At 42.8% G+C, this 10,554-nt stretch carries 16 protein-coding genes; 4 read left to right on the plus strand and 12 right to left on the minus strand.

Going from position 1 to position 10,554, the window contains the following annotated elements:
* Nucleotides 1-38: 38 nt before the first annotated feature.
* Nucleotides 39-359, plus strand: coding sequence for a hypothetical protein (locus AKN87_RS01660; RefSeq protein WP_053101744.1), 321 nt, complete (start codon nt 39-41; stop codon nt 357-359).
* A gap of 25 nt (nt 360-384) precedes the next feature.
* Here the strand turns inward: AKN87_RS01660 and ssb are convergent, their stop codons facing one another.
* Nucleotides 385-876 (minus strand): single-stranded DNA-binding protein, encoded by a 492-nt coding sequence (ssb, locus tag AKN87_RS01665; RefSeq protein ID WP_053101745.1) that lies wholly within the window; start codon nt 874-876, stop codon nt 385-387.
* Between the two features lie 95 nt (nt 877-971).
* Between ssb and AKN87_RS01670 the strand changes: the two genes are divergently transcribed.
* A complete protein-coding gene (locus AKN87_RS01670; protein WP_053101746.1) occupies nt 972-1,688 on the plus strand; it encodes a hypothetical protein in 717 nt (238 codons plus the stop codon).
* Nucleotides 1,689-1,921: 233 nt separating this feature from the next.
* Here AKN87_RS01670 and AKN87_RS01675 read toward each other — a convergent pair whose 3' ends face one another.
* From AKN87_RS01675 to AKN87_RS01705, 7 genes are all read right to left on the minus strand, one after another.
* Nucleotides 1,922-2,683, minus strand: a complete 762-nt coding sequence (locus AKN87_RS01675) for a DNA adenine methylase (protein ID WP_053101747.1) — start codon at nt 2,681-2,683, stop codon at nt 1,922-1,924.
* Nucleotides 2,684-2,698: 15 nt separating this feature from the next.
* Entirely contained in the window at nt 2,699-2,866 is a 168-nt protein-coding gene (locus AKN87_RS12030; RefSeq protein ID WP_080995472.1) for a Com family DNA-binding transcriptional regulator, read from the minus strand.
* Between the two features lie 170 nt (nt 2,867-3,036).
* Nucleotides 3,037-3,348: a quaternary ammonium compound efflux SMR transporter SugE gene (sugE, locus tag AKN87_RS01680; protein WP_053101748.1), complete on the minus strand. Its 312-nt coding sequence runs from the start codon at nt 3,346-3,348 to the stop codon at nt 3,037-3,039.
* Between the two features lie 83 nt (nt 3,349-3,431).
* Entirely contained in the window at nt 3,432-3,683 is a 252-nt protein-coding gene (locus tag AKN87_RS01685; RefSeq protein ID WP_053101749.1) for a hypothetical protein, read from the minus strand.
* A 264-nt stretch (nt 3,684-3,947) separates the two neighbouring features.
* Complete coding sequence (locus tag AKN87_RS01690; protein ID WP_053101750.1) at nt 3,948-4,511, minus strand: hypothetical protein; 564 nt, start codon at nt 4,509-4,511, stop codon at nt 3,948-3,950.
* A gap of 183 nt (nt 4,512-4,694) precedes the next feature.
* Entirely contained in the window at nt 4,695-4,886 is a 192-nt protein-coding gene (csrA, locus tag AKN87_RS01700; RefSeq protein ID WP_053101752.1) for a carbon storage regulator CsrA, read from the minus strand.
* Nucleotides 4,887-5,513: 627 nt separating this feature from the next.
* Nucleotides 5,514-5,837 carry a hypothetical protein gene (locus AKN87_RS01705; protein WP_053101753.1) on the minus strand — a complete coding sequence of 108 codons (324 nt, stop codon included), beginning with the start codon at nt 5,835-5,837 and terminating at the stop codon, nt 5,514-5,516.
* Nucleotides 5,838-6,062: 225 nt separating this feature from the next.
* Here AKN87_RS01705 and AKN87_RS01710 point away from each other — a divergent pair, with 225 nt between their 5' ends.
* Complete coding sequence (locus tag AKN87_RS01710) at nt 6,063-7,079, plus strand: hypothetical protein (protein ID WP_053101754.1); 1,017 nt, start codon at nt 6,063-6,065, stop codon at nt 7,077-7,079.
* 36 nt (nt 7,080-7,115) lie between these two features.
* Here the strand turns inward: AKN87_RS01710 and AKN87_RS01715 are convergent, their stop codons facing one another.
* The 4 genes from AKN87_RS01715 to AKN87_RS01730 form a co-directional block, all read right to left on the minus strand.
* Nucleotides 7,116-7,481, minus strand: coding sequence for a LuxR C-terminal-related transcriptional regulator (locus tag AKN87_RS01715; RefSeq protein ID WP_053101755.1), 366 nt, complete (start codon nt 7,479-7,481; stop codon nt 7,116-7,118).
* Between the two features lie 539 nt (nt 7,482-8,020).
* Nucleotides 8,021-8,458: a hypothetical protein gene (locus AKN87_RS01720; protein ID WP_053101757.1), complete on the minus strand. Its 438-nt coding sequence runs from the start codon at nt 8,456-8,458 to the stop codon at nt 8,021-8,023.
* Nucleotides 8,451-9,383 (minus strand): hypothetical protein, encoded by a 933-nt coding sequence (locus AKN87_RS01725; protein ID WP_053101759.1) that lies wholly within the window; start codon nt 9,381-9,383, stop codon nt 8,451-8,453. Before AKN87_RS01725 ends, AKN87_RS01720 begins: the two co-directional genes overlap by 8 nt.
* A 103-nt stretch (nt 9,384-9,486) precedes the next feature.
* Nucleotides 9,487-10,197: a LexA family protein gene (locus AKN87_RS01730; RefSeq protein ID WP_269414165.1), complete on the minus strand. Its 711-nt coding sequence runs from the start codon at nt 10,195-10,197 to the stop codon at nt 9,487-9,489.
* 128 nt (nt 10,198-10,325) lie between these two features.
* On the opposite strand from AKN87_RS01730, the gene AKN87_RS12555 reads away from it, so the two are divergent.
* Complete coding sequence (locus tag AKN87_RS12555) at nt 10,326-10,454, plus strand: hypothetical protein (RefSeq protein ID WP_408033271.1); 129 nt, start codon at nt 10,326-10,328, stop codon at nt 10,452-10,454.
* The last annotated feature ends 100 nt before the right edge of the window (nt 10,455-10,554 follow it).

Raw genomic sequence — 10,554 nt, forward strand, 5'->3', positions numbered from 1 at the left:
TACAGGGGCTTAACTTTTTACCTGAATGGAAAACACCTATGAAAAAAATCCTGATCGCTATTTCTGCCGGGCTGATTGCAGCCATTGCGCAACCCGCTTTTGCAGAAACAAACGAAGAAAAAGCGGCATTCGCACTGAATGCGGATGAGAGCGAAGTGACGGTCAGCGATGTGAAGCGCTCGGGCATGAAAGTTAAATTCAAGGCGCACTATGATGGTGGCACTTACAACTGTTACTACACGTCCATGGGCGTGAAGTCTGACGCGCTGTGCTCAGGTCCTATCAACAAGAAAGATGGTGTTCGCCCACATAGTGGCGCAGGGTGTAATGATTTGCTGAGAGCTGCAGGACGTTGCTAACTCTTCAAATTAATATTTATCAGGGCTAGAACGGAATATCATCATCAAAGCTATTGTAATCAGGCGCTGGCCCTTGGGCTTGCTGGCTAGGTTGCTGTGCTGGCGCTTGGTTGGGTGCAGCAGGTTGGTAGGCAGCTTGTTGTGCAGCGGCTTTGCTTTGTCCAGAATCGCCGGAGCGGCTATCTAGCATTTGCATTTGGCCGCTAATGTCCACGACCACCTCGGTGGTGTAGCGCTTGATGCCGTCTTTTTCCCATTCTCGGGTTTGCAGCTTACCTTCGATGTAAACTTTGGAGCCTTTACGTAGGTACTGGCTCGCCACTTCAGCTAGGCGGCCAAACATGACTACGCGGTGCCACTCAGTCCGCTCTTGATGCTGACCTGTTAGCTTATCTTTCCAAATTTCGCCGGTGGCCAGTGTAAGATTGGTTACGGCATTTCCATTGGGTGTATACCGAATATTTGGATCGCTGCCCAGATTACCGACTAAAATTGCTTTGTTAACGCCACGGCTCATTAAGTGCTCCATAATATTTGAGTTTGGATAGTAAATAAGGTAGGAGAGTATTAAAGGTTGAGTGCATTTATTTTTTCTTATGGTAGAGGTGTGTAATGGATAAAACTCTTAATGAAGGCTTTCTATTAGTAAAATTTTTCAAGGAGAAAAAATATAGAGACTTGTTAATTAAAGGGAAAATGCATATGAGATCACCTGAGTACTATAGAAAAAATACCTTGCCTGGTGTTGGTGATCCTAATGAGTCATCTATTTTTTCTATTAGAGAGAAAATCTCAAATGATAAAAAACCAGTTATCAATTTTGGATTAGTTGATAATATTTCTGGAAAAGTATCTCCGCCATTTAAGCTGATTTTTAAAAACCTTACTATGTATGATGCAGCTGTAGTGAATGGATGGATTCAGTCGTGGTTTTTAATTCCTGCAAAGTTTAGTTGCATTAATAAATTTAACCTTTTTAAAAATAATATTGAACGAATGAAAGAGGAGTTTGGTCAGTATGCCGCAATTATAGATGGAGAAGATTTTTCCAGTTTTTATAAGTTACTAGAAAAAAATTGTAGTGATCGATTAAGTTTTAGTATCGTAAAATATAGTCCTGACAGAACAGAGCATAATATTTTTTGTAAGAGTGAAGATTACTCCTATCAGAATGAGTTTAGGATAGTTATGGGGGAGTGTCCTATAATGGAAGAGAAAGATAAGGAGTTTATGGTTAAGGATGGATTTAGTAAAATTATAAGTAAAAGCCGCTATTTGCAGGCAAAATTACCTTCAGGAAAATATGAATATATTAAAATTGGTATTTAGTTAGGAGTGTTTCAGATTTAAAAGGTGCTAACTACGTACCATAAAAAAGGTAAAATAATGGCGGTCCAGCCGATTAACCAGATCAAGGTTATGCGGCAGACAAGGGAGAACATAGTCATTTTTTAATCTTGCTTAGAACTTGATTCCCTCACAAACGAGGGAGCCTGTTAATGTTTCTTGGGTTGCAGACCATTTTGCTGACGTCAGCAGAATGGTCTACAGATAGGTGCTTTTTAGGGCTGCCAGCTATAGATCAGCAGCTCTTTTGCATCAATAGGGCGCCCGCCCACTGTGTAAGAGGTTGTTAAAGGCTCCATGTGGAAGTCTTTAAACAGCTCACGAATGTCGGGGTGGTCGTTGATGCTGAGCAAGGCTTTTCCCTGCAGATTACGAAAGGTTTCGGCCAGCATCTCGTATTGCTCCCAACCGAAGTCAACACCGTAGCCGGCTACTTTCCAGTAGGGTGGATCGCAATAAAAAAAGCTAAAAGGGCGGTCATAACGCTGTATGCAGCTATGCCAATCTAAGTGTTCAATACACACCTTGCTTAGTCGCAAATGAGCTAAAGAAAGCTCTTCTTCAATTCGCAACAAGTTAATGCGCGCACCGCGAGCAGGATCTACGCCAAATGTTTGACCAACATTTTTACCACCGAACGCTAGTTTCTGCAGGTAATAAAAACGAGCTGCTCGTTGAATATCGGTGAGTGTGTCTGGGTGCTCGAGCTTGAGCCACTCAAACATTTCACGGCTAACGAGGCTCCAGCGGAATTGCTGAATAAACTCTTGCAGGTGGTGGCGAACCACGCGGTAAAGACTAGTTAGCTCACCGTTTATATCGTTGATGACTTCAGCCTTTGACGGATCTTTCATAAACAGCATGGCGGCTCCACCAGCAAAAGGCTCGATGTAGCTTTGGTGCTCGGGGAATTTGGGCAGGATCTGTTTTACTAGGCGACGTTTGCCGCCCATCCAGGGGATTATAGGTTTTGCCATTGATTGCCTCGTTACTCATGCAGTGCTTAACTCAGCACTGGGTTGGAAGCTCGAGGCCTTCGTATTTAATGCTTTGCAGCGTGGGCACTTTATCTGAAGCTGATAATTGCCGTCTGCTAGAGCGAGTAGTCTGTTGCATTTATAGCAACGGATTGATTTTAACTTATGGCTGTATGTATTCACAGTGCTTGTTTTATGTTACCTTGGCCTCGCACTTGCGCAGGTGTGAGAGGCTTCGGCTGGTTAGCAGCGCTAACTGCTAATTGGTGATCTAGTAGGGCACCCCTAGCGCCTTACTGGATCGCCTCTCTTCAATTAACTGCCAATCAGCTGGTCGCTATTAGTCAATTTCGCTACGAAAATTTCAAACCAACAACCCCAGCAATGATCAGTGCAATGCTGATTAAGCGGCCAATACTGTTACTTTCATTTAAGAACAGAATACCAACAATTACAGTGCCTACGGCGCCTATGCCAACCCAGATACCATACGCAGTCCCCATAGGTAAGGTTTTCATAGCTATACCCAGTAGCCAGAAGCTTAGACCCATAGTGGAGAGGGTAAAAATAGAAGGCAAAAGCTCAGTAAAGCCATTGGTATGCTTTAAACCGAACGCCCAGATCACTTCACAGAGACCAGCAATTATTAAAATAAACCAAGCCATATGTGCTCCTTATAGCTAGGGTCGTCCCTAGTAAATAAAGAGCGGTGAGGTCGTCCTCACATCATGAAGAGCTTACTTATAGCTTAGAAAGTATAAGTGTACTCATTGTCTGGCAACTCAATAGGCTGAACATGCTCTAAAAGCAAGAGGTCATCAAACTTGTAGCTCAGCGTTCGAATTTCAACTTTTTGAGGCTTATTTATTCTAGGTTGGTGTACAGCCTCTGTTTTCTTAGATGGGGGTTGAGGGAAGCGGTTCCTTGCATTTACAAGACTTTCACTAGCACATACCAGTACTACGAGGGCCGGCAGCGCGACCATAATCTTATTGATCATTATGTACTCCTCCATGACGCAAAGCGTGTTTTATCAGCTAGATAGTAAGCGCTTAGCTGCTTACCACCGTATTGATGAAAGCAAGCCTAACTCTACTTAGTCTCACGCGAGATTAAAACACCTGTATTGCGACTTTATGTGAAGAGTTCTATGCCTTTAGTGTTATTAAGCATATTTGCACAGTGTTCATGTACAAACTTAACTTAAATGTGCGTTTTTAGTTGGTTGGGCTGATGTTACTCATACGTTTTTTATCGAAAGCGTCTATGTGATCGCTATTTTAGTGGCTTTGAATTGCTGGATTGCCCAGATGATAGCGTGCATGCACCATATATAATGATAGGTGGGTTTTACAGGCCTAGAGAGATCACAAATCTCTAACTCGAATCCGGCTTCATGTTCATCCCAGTTTCTTATTGATTCTACGTAGCTGTACTCATCATCGAAATCGAACCCGTCAACATAAGTGACGGCGACTGACTCTTTGTCAGGAGTTAGCTCTGCATGTTTTACTATCTCGATAATGTCTTTTTTTGCAGTTTCTTGGCAGTATTCTGAAGCAACTCCAGCGACCAGTTTTTCTGTGTAATAGCCAGCATTATCAATGTTTTTGAAAAACTCAAACATGTCGTGAATGCGCGAAAAAACAAAGGTGCCCATATCGCCGCTGATGCATAAGTGACCGGGCCATGTGGTGATAAAAAAGTGTAGGTTCGAGCAGTTTGGGTTTTCAAATTTCAGTGAGCGATTTACGCCGTTGTCAGAAAGTACCGTCATTCGGTGACTTTCTACATCCTTTAAAAAGGTTTCTGTTGTTGGCTGGCTCATAGCGGCCTCACTATCTTGCATGGAAAGTAGTGCAGATTTCTTGTGGCCACCTCGGACCAGTTGCGTACGCCTTGTTTGGTTTCAAAAATATAGCCACCTGGCACCGGCCAAAAGACTAGGCCATCGTTAGATTTTTGAGCTTTGATAACGTGGCGTTTTTTGTGGCCGTAGTAGATGTCGTGCTTACTCAGTGGCATTTTCGGCCTCCTGCCGCTCGGCTTGAATGCGGCGGTATATCTCTTCACGATGGACAGGAATGTTTTCTGGAGCATCGATGCCAATGCGAACAAACTGACCTTTCACAGCTAAAACTGTGACTGTAATATCATCGGCGATCTTGAACGATTCGCCAGAGCGGCGTGTAAAAACAAGCATAGGAATATCCTTATTTCAGATGGGGAAAGGAGGGTGCTGGTTACGCCAGCGACTCGGTTTATATGATCACTGCTAGAGCAATTGGCTTCGCCCTCGATTGACCGTGTGATCTTGATCACCCCGTTATCGCACGTTTACGGGGCTGCTCACTGGCCTTTTGACGGCGTGCTGAGCGAATTAGTAATGCAGTGGCAGGCGCTGATCTCCTGCTTTAGTAGGTTACTCATCTCATGCGCGTCGCATTGCCTACCTCAGTCGTGCGTTTAAAATTACCTGCCAATCAGCCTTGGCATTCACTGCATTGGTAAGCGTAATGTTGACACCTGCCAGCGCCTATGCCGTCAGAAGCATAGCCGCCAAGCTTCCACTTCATTCAGCCTTAACCGTCCGAGGGTTTTACGCTCTGCGTTAAGCTATGTCTTTCAGTGCTACTGGGTTCCGACCATTACGCTTATCAATACACACTGGTTACGCCAGTGACTCGCCTCGATCGCGCCTGCTGAGGGAGCAGAGGACTCAAGCGCTTGGTGCTTATTAGTCTTGCTGTGCGCTACCCTAGGGGTGACTTACCTGCGCTAACACGGCAAGCAAAATCCATTTAGGCGAACACCCGCGCCAGATCTTTTCTTAGCTAATCTGGATCAGCTTGCCGCTCCAGTGTTTGTTGTATGATTGCCGCAGTTCGTCGGGGCATACGTTGTATCGGTCACTGATAACGGATAAGGCATGATCGAAGTCTGCGCCGTCGTCTAACTGAAAATTGACTGCTAACACTGCCTGCCCAAGCAGGCGCTTATAGCTAATGGCCACTGATTCGTGACTGGGTACCGCTGGCGCTGGCTGTGCGGCGGCTGGCTGTGATACTGGTTTACTAAAAACCTCGGTAACCGCTTGTTTGATAAAGGTTAAAGCTGTTGGTGCAAATAGTGGTACATGAGTAATAGCTGTCATGGTAAATGCCTTTTAATGAATGCGGGTATGAAAATTGAGCTGATTTTGGTGAGTTTTAAGTCTTTTAAAGGTTTATATAGGGAGTAGGCCTGATATAGAGCTTATATCTTCAGGCTAGGCTCTAAGGTGGATACTTATGATAGAACTACAGTTGTGGTATCTTTATAGTTTAATATCTGTTTTTTCTTGCTTTTAGTGGCTTTCATTTTGTAAAAGGATAGTTTAGTGAAAAGAAAAAATGTCATAGAGTATGCTTTAGGTTATGCTAATAACTATATTTTTATGTGTTCAGCCTATCAGTTAATGTCAGAATGGAAGGTTGCTGAAGAAGATCAGAAACATTTAGATAAGTGCCATATATATATAATAGCTACTCGCCCAAAACCATATTTTGTTTCGCATAGTTTAAAATATGCAGATGGAAAGCTTTCAGGGAAAATTGGATACAAAATTAAAGGAGCTGAATATTTTATCGATTTTGATCATATGCCATTTGAATTAGCAGATGATGCTATAGAGTTTAAATGTGAATATCCATTTCAAGAAATATGGACATATAACGCTGCAGGTGAAAGAGTTCGTTATTATCCTGTAACTCATATTGCTTCATTCATAAAATCACTGAACAGAGATTTAAGCTTTCGGCCTTCAGATGATGTAATGAGTAAATTTGAAGTTTTGTATATTGGGCAGGCTATTGGTCGAGGTGATCGTTCTGCTCAGCAACGCTTGAATAGTCATTCTACTTTTCAGAAAATCATTACTAGGTCAGCGCATGAAACTCCTGACAATGAAATAATTATATTCATGCTACAGTTCGAAGATGACCAAGTGTTTACAACTATGGATGGCCAGGCTAATGATGAGGTCAAATCTAGAGATAAAAGTGATGTTAAGCGATTAATGGAAACTATTTATAACCCTCCTAGCAAAAAACAGAAAATCGCATTAATTGAAGCGGGGTTAATCCGTTATTTTCAGCCTCATTATAATGAGATTTTTAAAATAAAATTTCCTTCTACTAAGCATAAGGTTTTAAAGTCTTGTGAGAAGCTTGATGTGTCAGCTTTGTTAGTTTCGCTTAACACATCAGACTTTGGCTTTACATTGTGGTCACCAGCAGTAGCTGCCAGTGATAATCATATAGCTAAATTCGATCTTGTAAACTTACAGGATCGTATGTCATTTTTCAGTTTAACAAATATGCCAGAGTTTCCTGGGGTAATTAAAACTGAAAGCTGATTTTTTGCAGTTGTTTTTTAGAATCAGGATTAGTTATTAGGTGAGAGTATAGGCTTGCCGTGGTGCGTGACGGGTTATCGTGACACGAGCGATGCGGTTGGTTGGCTGGCTTTCGCTGGGCACCAACCACGCGCCTACTGCCAAAGTTAAGCAAAGCTTGGCAATAATGCCGCGTGCCATTGCTTCAACACATACGCCGGTGACAGAGCGCTTACCGCCCAGCTTTACTTTTGCTAGGTTGACGTGTTTCTCTACTGTTCTTGGGCTTATCGCCATTTCGCGGGCTGCTTCTTTTGCGCTGTATTCGTTTGCCATGTAGAGCAGTGCTTTAAGTTGTTGGTCGGTTAGGTTGCTACTAGGCAGACCTTTAAAATCACCGATAACTATTTCGTGCTTTTCCATAAAACCTCCGTGATTTAGCTTTCCAAAGCACCCTGTTGCCAAGGTGCTTCAGTAAAGCGTTTAAAGATGGCCTCAGTTACTAGCGCCACTGTGGGCTGGGCGCGTGATTAGATCCCTGCAGCATTTGCTGTCTGCTGTGCCCGTACAGCGGTTTATCTATCCAGCGGGCAGGGAGCATTAGCAGGGCAACCGGTTAAACCGTTTACCGCTATCAGCAAGCTGAGGGAGCGGTAGGCGTGAATAACTAGCAGGCAGATTCGTCTGCAATAGCTGGTACCAGAGCCAGCATGGCCGTGAAAATTTATTACTCGCACTGTGCTCGTGGTGGTTCGTTACTGAACGCTGAGGATTCACGGGCGAGGGTTCCAGATTGTGTAAAGAGCAAACAGCTTGTTGGGCTGTGTTGCGATAAATTATGGATAAACCCATAAAGCGTGTCAAGGGTTTACCCATAAAAATATGGGTTTGCTCTTTAGGTTTTGAATTTCAGGCAATAAAAAACCCACCGCTGAGGGTGGGTTTGGAGGGGTTATTTGTGATTAGTCTGTTTCGTGTATTTCAAAAACTAAGCTTTGCATGCTCAAGAAGTTTAGGATGAAGTAGCACATGCTTATGATTAACAGTACAGCGCAAAAAATATCGAGCGCGGGTTGCACGTGTAGAATGACACTACCTAAGTTTAAGGTAACATTACTACTAATCGCCTGAACAGCAGTAAAGCCTGTGGTGGTAATGCCAAATACCCATAAAAAGTTTGTTCTTAAGGCGATAACTTTATTTTTAATGTTGTTGTAGATGTTTTTATTTTTTATTTTCTCGGGATTAAAGGTGCAAATAACGCCCATGCCAATCGAGAACATGATGCTCGCTGTGGTGTACAGGGTGCTAATATAACTTTTATCCACTGGTATTTTTAAGGGGTACAGCGCAGCAGATAAAATTATAGATAGCCCTAGGAAGTATAGTGCTTTACGCATTTCTCTCGAGCTCAATTATGTATTTTCTCATCTCTTGCTCCAGCTGCCTCTCGTTAATCCGGTTTTTTTCTAGTTCCTCTATATAGACAACTTTGGATTCAACTATATCTTTCCCTGAGTAGATAGTCGATGAGTTGCGGCGCTTAACTTGATAGTTATCTAAGTCTGCTACTGGCTTTAAAATGGCGCTATAAGCTTTTTTTAGGGCTTCTGGGTCATTTTTTTTAGGCTTTCTAAATTTTAGTAGTAACTCAGCAGAAACCATCTGCTCAAGCTGCTCTTCGCTTATATTTGGAGTGTCAGTAATGAAGTTTTTTACAGCCTCCAAGCTTAAGTGCCTTAGCAAGCGAGTAAGTTTGTGGGTTTTTTCATTTTCGCCTTCGCTTTGCGCGTTTATTGGATCTCTTACCTTTATGTTTTCAATGTCAGAAAGCTCAGAAATTTTTTCGCTGTTTATTTTTGGAGTGATTTCATAAAGATCGTTAAGGAACCAGTTTAAATATGTTTGCAGACCCTTAATAGTGATGTTGCCAGGCAGAGTGGTAACAATGTGGTTTTTGTATGCTGTAAAGTAAAAGTGTCTTTTGTAGATAACGCCAGGACCAAGTGGGTTGTCTTTTATATCGTCAATTTTGAAAGTGTTTTGCTCAAACAGAGCCTTGTCAATATGCTGAGCGTTGTCATCTATTGAGGCTCTCAGCAGTACGCAAAAAACAGGCATATCTAAGCCATCTTGAGCTTCGTAAAAAGAAATTAAATCCTGCTCTTGGCTGGACTTGTCAGACATATTTAAAAGCATTGCTCTGTCAGTGACTATTGAGCTGCTAAGACGATTTTTAAGCTTTTGAAATAAATCACTATGTGCTTGAGTTACAGAGCTGTTTACAATCTCGAATGCGCGTAAATTTATACTTTTAGTGGACATATCCAGCTAATCCTCCTGTTTTATTTAGCGTTCCTTTGCTGCTGTTTATGCTATAGCTGTGGTGTTCGCTAAGTGTGTTCGTGTTCTTTCTTGGCGGGAAAAATCAAAACAAATCCAGCCTTGCTATCACTACGCCACAAATCGTGGCATTTCCGTTTATTTTGATCATTTGCTCTGGCCATGCAGGGTTTAGCGCTTTTAGATAGCGCTCTTCGCCCTCGATAATGAGCTGCTTAAATGTAGCCTCGTTGCTGTCATCAAGCTTTACGACCACTAGCGAATTGTGGTCTGCGCATTTTTCTGGATCGACAAAAATAATATCGCCATCAAAGAATGATTTGCGGCTGTGCGGGTTTTCCATTGAGGCACCGCGTACTTTTAGTGCAAAGGTGTGCTCGCTATGTGGCACAGGGCAGTAGTAGTAGGTTTCCACTGGCTGATACAGGTTTATTTCTTGCCAGTTTCCTGCCTGGACCCAGCTAATGAGTGGGACTTTATCTTTTAGTTCTGGTCCAGAAAAAACATTTGCTTCGCTATCTTTCGGGCTGCCTTCTCCCGTAGCGAGCCAGTTGGGGCTTACTTGGCATGTTTTGGCTATTTGCGCAATGTAGCTTGTTGACAGTGATTTGCCTCTTTCAAGGTCAGAAATACTTGTCTGATCAATGCCTACACGCTCGGCTAACTGGGCTTGAGTTAATCGAGCTTCTCTACGCGCTTGCTTTAGTCGGTCTTTAAATTCCATCGGCCAAATATATGGGGCGTTCCATATTCTTGCAAAGGGGTTTACCCGTATGTAAAATATGGAAAAACCCATATTTAGAGTGTTTAAATTTGAATATATATCAACAGCTGGTTAAACATTTTAATAGCCAGCTTGCTACTGCAGCTGCATTAAATGTTGACCAAAGCACTGTATCTGGCTGGGTTCGCGGAAAGCACGGCATGAGCGCTATAACTGCGATTAAAGCCGAGCGTTTAACTGGCGGGGCCTTTAAAGCAACTCAACTTTGCTCCGAGCTTTCTGAGCTAGCCAGTGCTGAGATGAATTTTACTCAGAAGCAAGCCAAGTAATAAGTCGGTAGTTAGCTACTGAATAGATAAACAGTATTTGCAGACGAAAAAAAAGCCCCGTCCGACGACTAATCTAAACGGGGCTTTATGCACATAGCAG

Origin of the sequence: Thiopseudomonas alkaliphila, assembly GCF_001267175.1 — a bacterium.
In the GTDB taxonomy this organism is placed as follows: domain Bacteria; phylum Pseudomonadota; class Gammaproteobacteria; order Pseudomonadales; family Pseudomonadaceae; genus Oblitimonas; species Oblitimonas alkaliphila.

Coding starts and splice junctions, on each gene's coding strand:
- AKN87_RS01660 (WP_053101744.1), top strand. CDS start 39: ATGAAAAAAATCCTGATCGCTATTTCTGCCGGGCTGATTGCAGCCATT.
- ssb (WP_053101745.1), bottom strand. CDS start 876: ATGAGCCGTGGCGTTAACAAAGCAATTTTAGTCGGTAATCTGGGCAGC.
- AKN87_RS01670 (WP_053101746.1), top strand. CDS start 972: ATGGATAAAACTCTTAATGAAGGCTTTCTATTAGTAAAATTTTTCAAG.
- AKN87_RS01675 (WP_053101747.1), bottom strand. CDS start 2,683: ATGGCAAAACCTATAATCCCCTGGATGGGCGGCAAACGTCGCCTAGTA.
- sugE (WP_053101748.1), bottom strand. CDS start 3,348: ATGGCTTGGTTTATTTTAATAATTGCTGGTCTCTGTGAAGTGATCTGG.
- AKN87_RS01685 (WP_053101749.1), bottom strand. CDS start 3,683: ATGATCAATAAGATTATGGTCGCGCTGCCGGCCCTCGTAGTACTGGTA.
- AKN87_RS01690 (WP_053101750.1), bottom strand. CDS start 4,511: ATGAGCCAGCCAACAACAGAAACCTTTTTAAAGGATGTAGAAAGTCAC.
- csrA (WP_053101752.1), bottom strand. CDS start 4,886: ATGCTTGTTTTTACACGCCGCTCTGGCGAATCGTTCAAGATCGCCGAT.
- AKN87_RS01705 (WP_053101753.1), bottom strand. CDS start 5,837: ATGACAGCTATTACTCATGTACCACTATTTGCACCAACAGCTTTAACC.
- AKN87_RS01715 (WP_053101755.1), bottom strand. CDS start 7,481: ATGGAAAAGCACGAAATAGTTATCGGTGATTTTAAAGGTCTGCCTAGT.
- AKN87_RS01720 (WP_053101757.1), bottom strand. CDS start 8,458: ATGCGTAAAGCACTATACTTCCTAGGGCTATCTATAATTTTATCTGCT.
- AKN87_RS01725 (WP_053101759.1), bottom strand. CDS start 9,383: ATGTCCACTAAAAGTATAAATTTACGCGCATTCGAGATTGTAAACAGC.
- AKN87_RS01730 (WP_269414165.1), bottom strand. CDS start 10,197: ATGGGTTTTTCCATATTTTACATACGGGTAAACCCCTTTGCAAGAATA.
- AKN87_RS12555 (WP_408033271.1), top strand. CDS start 10,326: ATGAGCGCTATAACTGCGATTAAAGCCGAGCGTTTAACTGGCGGGGCC.